The 14,500-nt window shown below is 69.0% G+C and carries 14 protein-coding genes; 3 read left to right on the top strand and 11 right to left on the bottom strand.

Annotated features, from left to right (window positions below):
- Nucleotides 1-11 precede the first annotated feature (11 nt).
- From PPZ50_RS09105 to PPZ50_RS09065, 9 genes are all read right to left on the bottom strand, one after another.
- On the bottom strand, nucleotides 12-1,214 hold the full coding sequence (locus PPZ50_RS09105) for a class I SAM-dependent RNA methyltransferase (protein WP_066687141.1): 1,203 nt from the start codon (nucleotides 1,212-1,214) through the stop codon (nucleotides 12-14).
- Nucleotides 1,205-2,599 carry an NAD(P)H-hydrate dehydratase gene (locus tag PPZ50_RS09100; RefSeq protein ID WP_084401195.1) on the bottom strand — a complete coding sequence of 465 codons (1,395 nt, stop codon included), beginning with the start codon at nucleotides 2,597-2,599 and terminating at the stop codon, nucleotides 1,205-1,207. The genes PPZ50_RS09105 and PPZ50_RS09100 overlap by 10 nt, the downstream gene beginning before the upstream one ends.
- Nucleotides 2,596-2,994, bottom strand: coding sequence for a hypothetical protein (locus tag PPZ50_RS09095; RefSeq protein WP_066687139.1), 399 nt, complete (start codon nucleotides 2,992-2,994; stop codon nucleotides 2,596-2,598). The genes PPZ50_RS09100 and PPZ50_RS09095 overlap by 4 nt, the downstream gene beginning before the upstream one ends.
- 64 nt (nucleotides 2,995-3,058) lie before the next feature.
- Complete coding sequence (gene ilvD / locus PPZ50_RS09090; RefSeq protein WP_066687137.1) at nucleotides 3,059-4,780, bottom strand: dihydroxy-acid dehydratase; 1,722 nt, start codon at nucleotides 4,778-4,780, stop codon at nucleotides 3,059-3,061.
- Between the two features lie 9 nt (nucleotides 4,781-4,789).
- Nucleotides 4,790-5,515 carry an N-formylglutamate amidohydrolase gene (locus PPZ50_RS09085; protein WP_066687135.1) on the bottom strand — a complete coding sequence of 242 codons (726 nt, stop codon included), beginning with the start codon at nucleotides 5,513-5,515 and terminating at the stop codon, nucleotides 4,790-4,792.
- Nucleotides 5,516-6,247, bottom strand: a complete 732-nt coding sequence (locus PPZ50_RS09080; RefSeq protein ID WP_066687133.1) for an enoyl-CoA hydratase/isomerase family protein — start codon at nucleotides 6,245-6,247, stop codon at nucleotides 5,516-5,518.
- Nucleotides 6,248-6,396: 149 nt separating this feature from the next.
- Complete coding sequence (locus tag PPZ50_RS09075) at nucleotides 6,397-7,224, bottom strand: 4-(cytidine 5'-diphospho)-2-C-methyl-D-erythritol kinase (RefSeq protein ID WP_066688047.1); 828 nt, start codon at nucleotides 7,222-7,224, stop codon at nucleotides 6,397-6,399.
- 5 nt (nucleotides 7,225-7,229) lie between these two features.
- Entirely contained in the window at nucleotides 7,230-8,795 is a 1,566-nt protein-coding gene (locus PPZ50_RS09070) for a tetratricopeptide repeat protein (protein WP_232307821.1), read from the bottom strand.
- Nucleotides 8,796-8,808: 13 nt separating this feature from the next.
- Nucleotides 8,809-10,470 carry an electron transfer flavoprotein-ubiquinone oxidoreductase gene (locus PPZ50_RS09065; protein ID WP_066687131.1) on the bottom strand — a complete coding sequence of 554 codons (1,662 nt, stop codon included), beginning with the start codon at nucleotides 10,468-10,470 and terminating at the stop codon, nucleotides 8,809-8,811.
- A gap of 117 nt (nucleotides 10,471-10,587) precedes the next feature.
- Here PPZ50_RS09065 and PPZ50_RS09060 point away from each other — a divergent pair, with 117 nt between their 5' ends.
- From PPZ50_RS09060 to moaB, 3 genes are read left to right on the top strand one after another with little or no spacing between them, the layout of a single operon-like run.
- Nucleotides 10,588-11,304 carry a uracil-DNA glycosylase family protein gene (locus tag PPZ50_RS09060; protein WP_066687128.1) on the top strand — a complete coding sequence of 239 codons (717 nt, stop codon included), beginning with the start codon at nucleotides 10,588-10,590 and terminating at the stop codon, nucleotides 11,302-11,304.
- A 29-nt stretch (nucleotides 11,305-11,333) separates the two neighbouring features.
- Complete coding sequence (locus tag PPZ50_RS09055; protein ID WP_066688045.1) at nucleotides 11,334-13,076, top strand: lytic transglycosylase domain-containing protein; 1,743 nt, start codon at nucleotides 11,334-11,336, stop codon at nucleotides 13,074-13,076.
- Nucleotides 13,066-13,593 carry a molybdenum cofactor biosynthesis protein B gene (gene moaB / locus PPZ50_RS09050; protein WP_066687125.1) on the top strand — a complete coding sequence of 176 codons (528 nt, stop codon included), beginning with the start codon at nucleotides 13,066-13,068 and terminating at the stop codon, nucleotides 13,591-13,593. Before PPZ50_RS09055 ends, moaB begins: the two co-directional genes overlap by 11 nt.
- A 9-nt stretch (nucleotides 13,594-13,602) precedes the next feature.
- On the opposite strand, the gene PPZ50_RS09045 is transcribed toward moaB, so the two are convergent.
- Nucleotides 13,603-14,088 (bottom strand): YbjN domain-containing protein, encoded by a 486-nt coding sequence (locus PPZ50_RS09045; RefSeq protein WP_066687123.1) that lies wholly within the window; start codon nucleotides 14,086-14,088, stop codon nucleotides 13,603-13,605.
- A gap of 59 nt (nucleotides 14,089-14,147) precedes the next feature.
- On the bottom strand, nucleotides 14,148-14,477 hold the full coding sequence (locus tag PPZ50_RS09040; protein ID WP_066687120.1) for a VOC family protein: 330 nt from the start codon (nucleotides 14,475-14,477) through the stop codon (nucleotides 14,148-14,150).
- Between the last annotated feature and the right edge of the window lie 23 nt (nucleotides 14,478-14,500).

Raw genomic sequence — 14,500 nt, 5'->3', positions numbered from 1 at the left:
GTGTAGGAAAGTCAGCGGACCAGTCGCGCGACCAGTTCGACATGGGTCGACCAGCGGAACTGCCCGACCGGCTGGACCCAGTCGATGCGGTAGCCGGCTTGTACCAACGTCTTAGCATCACGCGCGAAGCTGCTGGGATTGCACGAAACATAGGCGATGACCGGCGCCTTGCTATCGGCCAGTGCCGCCGCCTGTTCGCGGGCGCCGGCGCGCGGCGGGTCGAGGATCACCGCGTCGAACCGGTCGAGTTCGGTGGCGGTCAGCGGGCGGCGGAACAGGTCGCGATGGTCGGCGACGACCGGGCGGCCCGCGCGGGCGGCGGCGAGCTTCAGCGCCATGATAGCCTCCCTTCCCGCCTCCCCCGCATAGGTGCGGATGTTGACACCACGCGACAGGGTGAAGGTGCCTAGCCCGGCGAACAGGTCGGCGACGATGGCCGCGCCGGCAACCGCTTCGTCGACCGCCGCGATCAGCGCGGCCTCGCCATCGCCGGTCGCCTGCAGGAAACTGCCCGGCGGGAACGGCACCGGCACGCCGCCCAGCGTCACCGTGACCGGTTCCGGCTCCCACCGCGCCTCCGCACCCATGCCGTCGTCGATCGACAGCCGGGCGAGCCGCTGGTCCTGTGCAAAGGCGGTCAGCGCTTCGGCGGCGGCCAGCCCTTCGGCAATCTGGCCGATGATGAGGACGTCGACGCCCTGATCCACCCGCGCGAGATGAACATCGGCGCGCGACCGGTCCTTGAGCGCGGTCGCCAGCAGCCAGCGCAGCGGGGCTACGGCGGCGAAGAGTTCGGGCAGCAGGACATGGCATTCGCGCAGATCAACGATGCGGTGACTGCCACTTTCGGTGAAGCCGAGCGTCACCTGCTTGCCGCGCCGGTCGGCATGGAGCGTCGCGCGGCGGCGGGTTTGCGGTGCCGACAGGATCGCCGGCCGGACGGGGGCGTCGAGCGATTGCGATGCCAGCGCCCCGCGCACGCGGTCGGCGACGAAATCGGCCTCGCTCGCCAGGTCGAGGTGCTGAAGCTGGCACCCGCCGCACGCCGGAAAGTGGCGGCAGGGCGGTTCGGCATGATGCGGGCCGAATTGCAGCGAGCCGTCGGGCAACAGCCGGTCGCCCGGCGCGGCGAGCGGGACGTGAACGCCGTCGCCGGTCACGCCTTCGCCCCGCGCGGCGACGCGGACGATCACATCGTCATCGATCAGCGACATTCGGCGATCGCCTGTCCGAGATGGTCGACCAGCGTGTCCGCTACGAACGCCGGACCGGCGAGCCGCGCGGCGCGACTGTGCAGCCACACCGCCTCCGCCGCCGCCCGATCGCCGCCGGACCGCAGCCGCGCGGCGAGGATGCCGGCAAGCACGTCGCCTGTGCCGGCAGTCGACAGCCAGGACAGCGCATGCGGAGAGACGGTGACGGTGCCGTCGGGGGAAGCGATCACGGTATCGGGGCCTTTGTGGACGATGGTGGCGCGCGCCTGTAGCGCAGCTTGGGCCGTCCGGTCGATCTTGTTGCCGTTACCGTTGCCGAACATGCGGTCGAACTCGCCGCCATGCGGGGTCAGGAAGGTCGGTGCGGATCGGGTGGCGATGCGCTCGACGCCTGCTTCGCCCAGCAGCGAGATGGCATCGCCATCGATGACCAGCGGCGCGACGCAGGCGAGCGCTGCGTCGATCAGCCGACCGGCAGCATCGCCCCGCCCCAGCCCGGGGCCGACCAGCACCGCGGCCAGTCGTTCGTCGGCCAGCAGGCTGTGCGGATCGTCCAGCGGCCGGCGGACCAGTGCATCCGGCCCGCCGATCCCTGCATCGTCGCCGGCAAGGATGACATAACCCGCCCCCGCCGTCAGCGCGGCATGGGCCGCCAGCCGCGCCGCGCCCGGCATGGCCCCGGCCAGCACCGTCACCAGTCCCCGACTGTATTTATGGGCATCCCGCGCCGGCGGAGCGATGACCGGTCGGGCGATGGTGCGCGCTGCGTCGGGAAGCGTGATACCGAGATCGGCGAGCAGGACGTGGCCCATGCGTGCGGCATCCGGGCCAGTGACGTGCGCCGGCTTCAGTGCGCCCAACGCGATGGTGCAATCGGCATGAGCCGCGCCGTCGAACGACTGGCCCGCATCGGCATCGATCCCGCTCGGCAGATCGATCGCGATGACGAAGGTGTCGCGAGTCAGCCGTGCCAGCTGTCCGGCGAGGTCGGGAGCCAGGGGGCGCGACAGACCGATGCCGAACAGCCCGTCCACGACAACCGGACGCGGCGTTGCCTCGGTCAAATCCGTGATGGCATCACCCCATGCGGCACGCATCCGGGCCGCGGCGCCTTCCGTGTGACCGGGCAAGGCAGCGACCGCGACATCGATACCCCATTGCCGCAAATAGCGTGCACAAACAAAGGCATCACCGCCATTGTTACCGCCGCCCGCGAGCACCAGAACAGAACGTCCCAGCGCCAGTCGGCGTACTTCGCGCGCCACGGCCAGCCCTGCGCGGTCCATCAAGGCGTCCTGGGCGATGCCGGACGCGAAGGCGGCATCCTCCGCCGCGCGCATGTCGGCGCTTCGCAGGATCGGCGCGTCCGTCGGAAACAGGCTCATCGGGCGACCGGCCCGACCGTCGCGGGCAGGCGATAGCGGGCGCTGCCGATGGCAACTTCGATCCGGTTGTCACCGACGACCGTGACCTTCGCCGCCTCGGACCCGTCCGCCGCGACCACGCCGCGTCCGTCACCGGCAATGCGCAGCCGGTGGAAGCCGCCGTCGGGCTGGCGCAGGGTCAGCAGCGTGCCGTCCCGATCGGCGGTCCGTTCGATGGTGCAGTCCGCCGCCAGCGGTGCCGCAGGGTCGGCGGCACATTCGATCCGGCCGGCGTCATCGGCAGCGGCGCGCTGCTCCGCCTCGATATTGGCGAGGACCGCCGGGTCGGGCTTCGGATCGCATCCGGCCAAAATCAGGAGGGCAAGAAGGACGGGGCGGCGGTCGAATCCGGTCATCCCGGAGCGATACCACAGGCAACTGCAAACCGTATCCCCGCATAGGCGGGGATACGCTCAACCCTCAGATATCGGCGTAGACGTGCCGCTCGGCCTTGGCACCCGGATGGGTCACCGCGCCCTGATAGGCTGGGCCGACCGTGGTCGAGTAGCGCCACAGCGCGCCCGACTGATAGTCGTTGACGCGCGGCTGCCACCGGGCGCGACGATCGGCCAGCACATCGGGCGCGACGTCGAGATCGATGGTGCCGGCATCGGCGTCGATGGTGATGATGTCGCCATCCTCGACCAGCGCGATCGGGCCGCCTTCGGCCGCTTCGGGACCGACATGGCCGATGCAGAAGCCGCGCGTAGCGCCCGAGAAGCGCCCATCGGTGATCAGCGCGACGCTTTCGCCCATGCCGAGGCCGTAGAGCGCGGCGGTGGTCGACAGCATCTCGCGCATGCCTGGGCCGCCCTTCGGCCCTTCATAGCGGATGACGACGACCGAACCTTCGGTGATGTTCCGTGCCTCGACCGCGGCGAAGGCGTCCTCCTCGCAATCGAACACGCGGGCGGTGCCGGTGAACTGCAGGCGCTTCATGCCGGCAACTTTGACGATCGCGCCATCGGGGGCGAGCGTCCCGCGTAGGCCGACGACGCCGCCGGTCGGGGTGATCGGCGTCTTGACGTCGTAGATGACCTTCTGGTCGGGGTTCCACGTCACTTCGTCGATATTCTCGCCCAGCGTCTTGCCGGTGACGGTCATGCAGCTGCCGTCGAGCAGATCGTTCGCCAGCATCGTCTTCATCAGCATGTAGACGCCGCCGGCTTCGTACATGTCCTTGGCGACATACTTACCGCCGGGCTTGAGGTCTGCGACGTAAGGCGTTGATTTGAAAGCCTCCGCGACGTCGAACAGGTCGAAGTCGATCCCGGCTTCCGACGCCATCGCCGGCAGGTGGAGTGCGGCGTTGGTCGAGCCGCCGGTCGCCGCCACGACGCGCGCGGCATTGATGAAGGCGGCACGCGTCGCAATATCGCGCGGACGCAGGTTAAGGCGGACCAGCTCCATCACCTCCTTGCCGGCCGCGATCGCGATCTCCTCCCGGCTGCGATAAGGAGCGGGCACCATGTTCGAATTGGGCAGCGACAGGCCGATGGCTTCGCCGACGCACGCCATGGTGTTGGCGGTGAACTGGCCCCCGCAGGCGCCATGGCCCGGACAGGCGACCTTTTCCAAGGCGGTCAGGTCGTGCAGCGGGCAGGTGCCGGCGGCGTAGCGGCCGACCGCTTCGAACACGTCGACGACGGTGACGTCGCGATCCTCGAACCGGCCGGGCAGGATCGATCCGCCATAGACGAAGATCGACGGCACGTTCAGGCGCAGCATCGCCATCATCATGCCGGGCAGCGATTTGTCGCAGCCGGCAAAGCCGACCAGCGCGTCGTAGCAATGGCCGCGCACGGACAGTTCGACCGAATCGGCGATGACTTCGCGGCTGACCAGCGAGGATTTCATCCCCTGATGGCCCATGGCGATGCCGTCGGTCACGGTAATGGTGTTGAAGCGGCGCGGCATGCCGCCGCCTGCCACCACGCCTTCGCGTGCGGCGTCGGCCTGAAAATCGAGCGTCGTGTTGCACGGCGCGCTGTCGTTGCCGGCCGAGGCGAGCGCGACGAACGGCTTGGCGATATCCTCTTCGGCGATCCCCATCGCGTAATAATAGCTGCGATGCGGCGCGCGTTCGGGGCCGACGGAGACGTGGCGGCTGGGCAGCCGCGATTTGTCGAAAGGCTGGGTCATGGCGACAGCCTATTGCGCGGAGGCGCGCTCCAGCGCAAGTCCGTTGCGCACCGCAGCGATCATGTCGGCCAGGATGGCGCACCACCGCGCTACACCGGCGGGATCGGCGATCAGGTCGTTGCGGACCTCGACCGACAGCGACGGGATGCCCTGCCCTTCGGCATGGCGGTCGAGCGTGGCGTTCAGGATGCGGCCCGAATAGGGTTCCTGATCGCCGGTCGGGATGCCCTGGGCGCGGAGATAGTCGATGGCGATGCGCGCGGCGCGGTCGTCGCGGCCGTAGAGGATGCCGGCTTCCCATGGACGCGGACCGCCACCGGTTTCCAGTTGCGGCGTGAAGCTGTGGATCGCGACGATCAGGCGCGGGCGGTCGCGGCGAACCTGGTCACGGATCGCGCGGTGATAGGGGGCGTGGAAGCGGGCGATGCGATCGGCGCGGTCCGCCCCGACATTCGCGCGGATCGCGTGGCCGTCGGAGACCTCGGGGATCAGGCCGGGATGATCGCTCTGCCGATGCAGGTCGATCACCAGCCGCGAGACGGTGCCGAGGATCGCCGGGGCATCAAGGCGGGCGGACAGGGCCCGGGTGAGCGGTCCGGCGCCGATATCGACGCCGACATGGAGCGACAGCAGGTGCGGCGGAATGGCGATGTCGTCGGGCACCCAGGCCGAGGCGTGGTCGCATAGCAACAGCAGGTCGGTACCGGTTCCGGGCAGGATGTCGGCAGCGGTCATTCAGAACTCCGGCGGTCGGCGATCGCAAAAGGCGGCCAGCCCTTCGCCCAGTTCGACGCTGTCGAACGCCGCATCGAACCGGGTTTCTCCGCCGGGAGCGCCGTCAAGCGCGAGCTTGAGGCCGCGGTTGGCAGCCGGGGCGTTGGCGGCGATGCGGGCGGCGAGCGCCTGTGCGGCGGACAGGGCGTCGACGGCGCGGTGATGCGCCAGACCGAGGGCACGGGCTTCGTCGGCGTCGATCGCGTCGCCGGTGTAGAGCAGGCGCGCCGCCTGCCCCCGCCCGACCGCTGCGACGAGGCGCGCCACATCGGCTGGCGGGTAGAGGATGCCCAGCCGCGCCGGTGGTACGGCGAAGCGCGCGCCATCTCCCGCTACGAGCAGGTCGCATGCCAGCGCCAGCGCGACCGCTGCACCGAAGCAACCGCCGTCGACCGCTGCGATGACCGGCATCGGCAGGCGCGCGACGCCTTCGACCGCCGCTGTCAGGCTTTCGCGAAAGACTTTGCGGCGCGCGGGGTTCGCGCGCAGTTCGGCGAATTCGGCGATGTCGGCACCGGCGGAGAAGATGCCCGGTTCGCGCGAGGCGATCAGGACGACCCGCGCATCGCTGTCCGCCAGATCGGCTACGCGTTCGGCTAGCGCCTGCCATGCTGCGATCGGCAAGGCGTTGCGCGCGCTGCCCCGCGCGATCCACAGCGTCGCGACCGCACCGACGGATGTGCAGTCGATCATCGGGGGAAAGTGGGCGGCGCCCGAAGAGACCGCCCACGGACGATCCGCTCCTGGCGATTGATCCGCAGGCGAGGCATCGCAAGCATCGCGCCAGTCGGCCGCTCCTCCGGCACGCCTCGCCGACTGTGCCGCACCGGGACGATCGCCTGTCACGTGAGTGCCGTTTCGAGACACCACCAGCCGGGCTGCGCGGCGCGGATGGTGGTGGCGGCGGTCGCGCAATCCTCCTCCCGGTCGAACAGTGCGAAGCAGGTCGCCCCCGATCCCGACATGCGCACCAGCCGAACGCCCGGCGCGGCGCCCAGCATATCGAGCACCGTGTCGATCGCCGGGGCCAGCGCGCGGGCGGGCGGTTCGAGATCGTTGCGTCCGGCCAGCGCGATGGTCAGTGCGTCTCCGTTCGGCAGGGCGCCGCGATCGATCCGATCCCAGCCTGCAAAAACGGCTGCGGTCGATACCGCTACGCCCGGATTGACGAGCAATACCGGCAGCGGCGGCACCTTGATCGGCGTCAGCTGTTCGCCACGCCCGCGCCCGATCATGGTCCGTCCGGCGAGACAGGCGGGAACGTCCGATCCGAGGTCGGCGGCGATGGCCATCAGCGCCGGATCGTCCGGGGACACGCCGGCAAGCTGGGCCATGCCGCGCAGCGTCGCGGCGGCGTCGGCCGATCCGCCACCGATGCCCGATGCCACCGGCAGATGCTTGTCGAGGACGATCGACAGCGGGTCGCCCGCGCCGAACGTGCCGCGAAAGGCATCGCGGGTGCGGGTGACGAGATTATCGCCCTCCCCGCTCAACCCGCTGGCGAACGGGCCGATGATCGCGAAACCGTCACGCTCCGCCGGGGTCAGGCGGACGCTGTCGCCGTCGCGGACGAACACGAACAGCGTCTCCAGTTCGTGATAGCCATCGTCCCGCCGGGCGCGGACGTGCAGGGCGAGGTTCAGCTTGGCGGGTGCGGGTTCGACGATCATCGCATTCAGCGATGCGACGAAGCCGGCCCGTTCGCAAGCTTCGTCGCCAGCCGGGCTGCGTCGGCACCGCTGGCGGACACCGCCGCAGCCCGCCACGCATAGCGGGCCTCGACCCGGCGGCCGGCGGCCCAGTAGAGGTCGCCGAGATGTTCGTTGATCTCGACATCGTCGGGCGCCTGCCGCACCGCACCCTCGATCAGCGGCAGCGCGGCGGCAAGATTGCCGGCGCGAAACCGCGCCCAGCCGAGCGAATCGGCGATAGCCGGGTCCTTGGGCGCAAGGGCATGGGCACGCTCCAGCATCCGCGTCGCCTCCGCGACATTCTCGCCGCGATCGACCTGCGCATAGCCGAGATAGTTGAGCGCGGCCGGCTCCTGCGGCGCGAGGTCCACCGCGCGGCGGAGCATGGGCAGCGCGCCAGCCCAGTCGCCCGATCGGTCGAGCGCGGCGCCCCGTTGCAGGTACAGCGTCCAGTCCGCGTCCGGTCCGGCCTGTGCCAGCACGCGGGCATAGATCCGCGCCGCTTCCGCCGGCTGGTTCGATTCGAGCAGCAGGTCGCCGTAGCGGCGCAGGCTGGCAGTCGAGGCATCCCGTCGCACCGCCTGTTCCCGCGCCAGCGCCAGCGCACCGGACAGGTCGCCCGCCCGCTGGAGGATCACGATACCCAGCGCATTGGCGGTGCTGGCAAAGGGATCGCCCGCCGGGATCGACGCCAGGGTCGTGCGTGCCTCCGCCACGGCATCGTCGCGGGCGAGTGCGTCGGCGAGCGCGATGCGGGCGCGGGAATAATCGGGGTCGAGCAGCAGCGCCGAGCGGCTGAGCATGATTGCCAGCGCCTCGGTCCCTTCCGCCGACAGGTCGCCGGCCATGCGGGCGAACAGGCGCGATACGCCGAAACGGGCGTCGCCCTTGCTCCCGCGCCCCAGCGTCTCGGCAGCGCGGGCAAGCACCGGGTCATTGCCCGCCAGCAGGGCACGTGCCGCCTCGCGGTCGCTGCGGGCAAGGAGTTGCGCGGCGTTCAGGCGAAAATCGGCGTCGCCACCGGTCGTCGACAACAGGGCGCGGGTGGCGGCGATCCCCTGCACCGTCTGCCCAGTCGCCAGCAGGCGCAGCGCGGCGTTTTCGGCGGCGTAGCGGCGCGGGATCGCGCCGAGATCGGTGGTGACGACCGGCGGGGGCAGATCGACCCAGCTGGCGAGCAGCGGAGCCAGAAAGCCGAGCGGCGATTCGGCCAGCCGGTCGAGCGCGGCACGCTGGCCCTTCGCATCGCGAGCGACGACCGCGTCGCTGAAGGCAAGGATATCGAGGTCGGGCGGCGCGACGTCGGCATCACGCAGCACGGCCCCCGCCCGCCGGGCCAGCGGCAGGTCGCCCGCCGCCAGCGCCTGTCCCAACGCCCGCACCGCGATGACCGGATCGGAGGGCTGCGCGGCGAGCGCCATCGCATAGCCCTGTGCGGCAACGGTAACATGGCCCTCCGCATCGGCGGCTCGGGCCTTCACATAAGCAGTCAGCGAGGTGACAGGCACGGTGGGCACCGCCGACGCCGGTGTCACCACGAGCGCCGCCACGATCATCCCCAGACTACATGTTCGGATAATTCGGTCCTCCGCCGCCTTCCGGCACGACCCAGTTGATGTTCTGCGTCGGGTCCTTGATGTCGCACGTCTTGCAGTGGACGCAGTTCTGCGCGTTGATCACGAACTTCGGATTGTCCGTTTCCGCCCCCACAATCTCATATACGCCCGCCGGGCAATAACGTTGCGCGGGTTCGTCATAGAGCGGCAGGTCGTAGGTGACCGGGATATCGGGGTCCTTGAGCGTCAGATGGACCGGCTGATCCTCTTCATGATTGGTGTTCGACAGGAACACCGACGACAGCCGGTCGAAGCTCAACACGCCATCGGGCTTGGGATAGGCGATCGGCTTCACCTGATCCTTGCGCCACAGGCTTTCGTGATCGGGATGATGGCCGAGCGTGAAGGGCATGCGCAGCCCCCAATGTTCGGCCCACATCGTCGCGTTGGCGATGCCCGACCCGACGAAATCGCCATATTTCTTGACCAGCGGCACGACGTTGCGGACGGTACGCAGCTCCTCATACACCCAGCTCGATTCATAGGCAGCGGTGTAGGCGGTGAGTTCGTCACCGGCCCGCCCGTCGCGCACCGCCGCGAAGGCAGCTTCGGCGGCCATCATGCCCGACTTCATCGCGGTATGGATGCCCTTGATCCGCGGCACGTTCAGGAACCCTGCCGAACAGCCGACCAGCACCCCGCCGGGGAAGGTCAGCTTGGGCACCGACTGCCATCCGCCATCGTTGATCGCGCGTGCGCCGTACGACACGCGCTTGCCGCCCTTCAGGATCGCGGCGATCGCCGGATGCGTCTTCCACCGCTGCATCTCGTGGAAGGGCGAGAGATAGGGGTTCGAATAGTTGAGCCAGGTGACGAAGCCCAGCGCCACCTGCCCGTTCGCCTGATGATACAGGAACCCGCCGCCGTTCGACCCGCGCGTCTCGCTGAGCGGCCAGCCCTGGGTATGGATCACGCGACCGGGAACGTGGTTCTCGGCGGGAATGTCCCACAATTCCTTGATGCCGAGGCCATAGACCTGCGGCTGGCTGTCGCGGGTGAGGTCGAAGGTGCGGATGATCTGCTTCGACAGATGGCCCCGCACGCCCTCTGCGAAGAAGGTGTATTTGGCGTGGAGTTCGAGGCCGGGCTGCCAGTCGGGCTTACGCGTACCGTCGCGGGCGACACCCATGTCACCGGTCGCGACGCCCTTCACCGAACCGTCGTCATGGTAGAGGATTTCCGCCGCCGCGAAACCGGGGAAGATTTCGACGCCCAGCCCTTCGGCCTGTTCGGCCAGCCAGCGGCACATATTGCCCAGCGACCCGGTATAGGTGCCCTTGTTCTGCATGAAGGGCGGCAGGATGCGGTGCGATACCTCGCTGCTGCCGGTCTCCGACAGCAGCCAGTGGTGGTTTTCGGTCACCGGCACTTCGGCCATCGGACAGCCCATCGTCCGCCATTCGGGCAGCAATTCGTCCATCGCGCGCGGATCGAACACCGCGCCCGACAGGATATGGGCGCCGACCTCCGACCCCTTTTCCAGCACGCACACGGCCAGTTCCTCGCCGCTGTCGGCCGCCATCTGCTTCAGCCGGATCGCCGCGGACAGGCCGGCAGGCCCCGCGCCGACGATCACGACGTCATAGGGCATCGATTCCCGTTCGCTCATTGCATCATCCTCTTGGGGCCAGCCGCCCCCCATGTCGTCGCGTGAGGGCAACGCCCTGTCCTTGCCAACGATTTGGGCAGATTGACGGGGAGGTCAACCCAGTGCCTTAAAGGCGCCATGGGGGCGGAACAGCATATTCAGTGGCAAGACGCGGCGGCGAGCGCGCTCGAATGGTGGGCCGACGCCGGTGTCGACACGCTGGTTGAGGACGAGCTGCGCGACTGGTTCGCCACCCCTGCCCCGCCGGCTCGCCCGCTTGCCGTAACGTCTGCGCCCGCCGCGGACCTGCCGCCCGATACGCTCGACGCGTTCATGGCGTGGCGGATGGGCGATGCGGTGCCGGAGGCGTCGTGGAATGCCCAGCCGGTGCCGGTGCAGGCACAAAAAAATCCGTCGCTGATGATCCTGACCGACCTGCCCGAGCCGGATGATTCGGACGAAGCCGGATGGATGACCGGTCCGGTCGGCGTCCTGCTCGACCGGATGCTGGCCGCGATCGGCGAGGTGCGCGAGCAGGTCGTCATCGCCGGCATCGCCCATGCCCGGCCGCTGACCGGACGGATGCCCGCGGATGCGCTGGGCACGCTGGAAGAGCTTGCCCGCCGCCTCGTCACCCTCGTCGCGCCGCAGCGCTTGCTGCTGTTCGGCGCCGAACCGTGCCGCGCGCTGCTCGGCCCCGATGGCCAGCGCGGTGGTTTACGCACCCTTAACCATGACGGCCTAGCCTGTCCCACGATCGCCACGTTCCACCCACGCTTCCTGTTGGAGCGGCCGCTGGCCAAGGCGGAAACATGGCGGCACCTGCAGTTGCTTATCAGGGAACCGACCGCGTGAAGCTCAACCCACTCGTGTTCGCGGCGCTGATGCTGCCCGCCCTTCCCACCGCCGCGCTTGCCGACGAATCGCCCAGCCGCAGTACCGCCGTTTCCGTCGCCGAAGCCCGCGTGCCCCCGCAATTGTCGCCCGAGGATCGCGACGCCTATACCCAGGTCTTCGCCGCGATCCGTGGCGGCCGCTGGGCCGATGCGCAGCTCAGGCTCGACGCGATGAAGCCGGGACCGCTCCATGCCGTCGCCCGCGCCGAACTCTATACCGCCAAGGGATCGCCCAAGGTCGAACTGCCGCAGTTGCTGGCGGTGCTGAACGAAGCGCCCGATCTGCCACAGGCGCCCGACCTCGCCCGCCTCGCCAAACTGCGCGGGGCGTCCGCGCTGCCCGAACTGCCGACACCGCAGCGGCTGGTGTGGTTCGATGCCGCCCCGGTCCGCGTCCGTGCCAAGGCCGCGCGCAGCGATGCCGCCGCCGCGCAGCTGCTCGACGCGATGAAGCCCTATGTGAAGGCCGATGACGGCGCCGCGGCCGAAGCGCTGATCACGACCCGCGCCGGCGACCTGACGCCCGAGGCGCTGACCGAGATGCGTGGCCGGGTCGCATGGATCTATTTCGTGGCCGGCGACGACGCCAATGCCCGCCGCCTCGCCGCGGTCGCGCAGCAGGGCGAAGGCGAATGGACCGCGCAGGCCGACTGGACGCAGGGGCTGGCGGCGTGGCGGCAGCAGGATTGCGCCGCGGCGCAGGCGGCGTTCGCCAGCGTCGCGCAGCGGGCCGGTGATACCGAATTGCGCTCGGCCGGGCTGTACTGGGCGACGCGCGCCGACATCGCCTGTGGGCGGCCCGACCTCGTACAGGCGCGGCTCCAGACCGCCGCGCAATATGGCGAAACCTATTATGGGCTGCTCGCCCGGCAGGCGCTGGGACTAATCGAGGGTGCCGACGGCACTGGCCGGGCGCCGGCGACCGAGGACTGGCGCGCGTTGGAGCGGCGATCGAACGTGAAGGTCGCCGCCGCGCTTACCGAAATCGGCGAAGGGGCGTTGGCCGACAAGCTGCTGCGCCATCAGGCGCGGATCGGCGGCGCCGGGGACTATGCCGCGCTGACCCGGCTGTGCGGATCGCTGAACCTGCCCGCGACCCAGCTGTGGTTGTCGCACAACGGGCCGCAGGGCGCGCGTCCGCTGGCCGAGGCACGCTATCCTGCCCCCGACTGGACGCCCGAGGGTGGCTGGCGCGTCGACAAGGCGTTGGTGTTCGCCCACACGCTGCAGGAATCGCGCTTCGATGCTGCAGTCGTCAGTCCGGCGGGGGCGACCGGCCTGATGCAGATCCGGCCAGGTGCGCTCACCGATTATGCCCGCGCGCACGGCCTGAACCTCGAAAAATCGGCGCTGTCGAAGCCGCAGGTCAATATGGCGGTCGGACAAAGCTATCTGGAACAGCTGCGCGACCGGCCGTTCACCGGCGGGCTGCTGCCCAAGGTCATCGCCGCGTATAATGCGGGGCCAACCCCGGTCGAGGCATGGAACGTGCAGCTGAAGGACGGCGGCGATCCGCTGCTCTACATCGAATCGATCCCGTATTGGGAAACGCGTGGCTATGTGATGACCGTGCTGCGTAATTACTGGATGTACGAAAAACAGGCGGGCAAGGCGTCGGCCAGCCGGGCCGCGCTGGCGCAGGGCATGTGGCCGAAATTCCCCGGACTGCCCGGCGCTGCGGCGGTGCGGGTCAGCGCCAATGGGCGGACGCGGGTGGCCGATGCCAATTGACGAGAGCGGGCCGTTCGTGCCGGTGCGGATCGCGGTACTGACGGTATCGGACACGCGCGGGTTGGCCGAGGATCGCTCCGGCGACACGCTGGTCGGCCGACTTGAAGACGCCGGCCATATCCTCGCCGACCGGGCGATCGTACGCGACGACATCGACACGATCGTCGCCCGGCTGCACGGCTGGATCGATGACGACAGCATCGATTGCGTCATCACGACCGGCGGCACCGGCGTAACCGGCCGCGATGTGACGCCCGAAGCGGTCGAGCGGGTGGCGACCAAGCTGATCCCCGGCTTCGGTGAACTGTTCCGCTGGCAAAGCTATGCCAAGATCGGCACCTCCACCATCCAGTCGCGCGCCACCGCCTGCGTCGCGCGCGGCACCTACATCTTCGCGCTGCCCGGATCGACCGGCGCGGTGAAGGACGGGTGGGACGGCATCCTCAAGGAACAGCTCGATATTCGCCACCGCCCCTGCAACTTCGTCGAGCTGATGCCGCGCCTGCTGGAGCGGTGACGCCGCCGGTCACTTCGCCGGTTTCGCTCCGGCCGCGTCGCGCTTCGTGCTCAGGAACTGCGCCAATTGCCCGTCCATGGCGGAATACCATTCGACCAGATCGGTGAACTGCGCCTGGGTCATCCCGCCCACCGCCGTCGCATCCAGAAATTCGCGCAGGTCGCCGTCCGAATCGACCGCGATCTTGAGGAAGCGATTCCGGGCATTCCATTCGTTGGTCAACGCGGGCGTGTAGAGCGGTTCCTTCTTGTACCATGAGGTGAGCTGGAACGATTTGCAGTCCTTCAACCCGTCACATCCATAGAATTCGACGGAGAAGGATTCCCCGTTGGTCGCGCTCAGGACATAGGGTTCGCCGTCCTTGTTGATCTTCATTTCGGCCTTGTAGCCCGCCGCCTGCAACGCGGTGACGACATTGCCCGGTTGCCGCAGGTCGAGCAGCGCCGCATCGGGCGCGGCGATCGCCGCCGCCACCCCCATCATCATTCCGATCATCGACAAACCCCCCGGATTTCCAGCGGGAGCCTATCGCCCGGCGCGTGTGACCGACAAGCCTATTCGGCGACCATCGCCGCCAGCACATGGCCGTCCGGATCACGGAAATGGAACCGGCGCCCGCCGGGAAAGGCGAAGATCGGCTGGACGATCACCCCGCCGCCCGCCTCGACCGCCGACAGCGTCGCTTCGAGATCGTCGACCTGAATCACCGGCAGCAGCGTGGTCAACATCGTGTCGGCGTCCAGTCCCATGTCGGTATCGCCGCTGGTCGTTGCGGCATAGTCCGGACCATAGTCGGTGAACGTCCACCCCATCACCGTGGCGTAGAACGTCTTCGCCGGTTCCGTCGCCGCGACCGGCAGTTCCAGATAGTTCAACCGCGCCATGAGAACCTCCTGCATGTTCTTGC

Origin of the sequence: Sphingomonas hankookensis, from assembly GCF_028551275.1 — a bacterium.
Lineage (GTDB): Bacteria > Pseudomonadota > Alphaproteobacteria > Sphingomonadales > Sphingomonadaceae > Sphingomonas > Sphingomonas hankookensis_A.
This window is presented reverse-complemented; position numbering and strand designations above follow the sequence as displayed.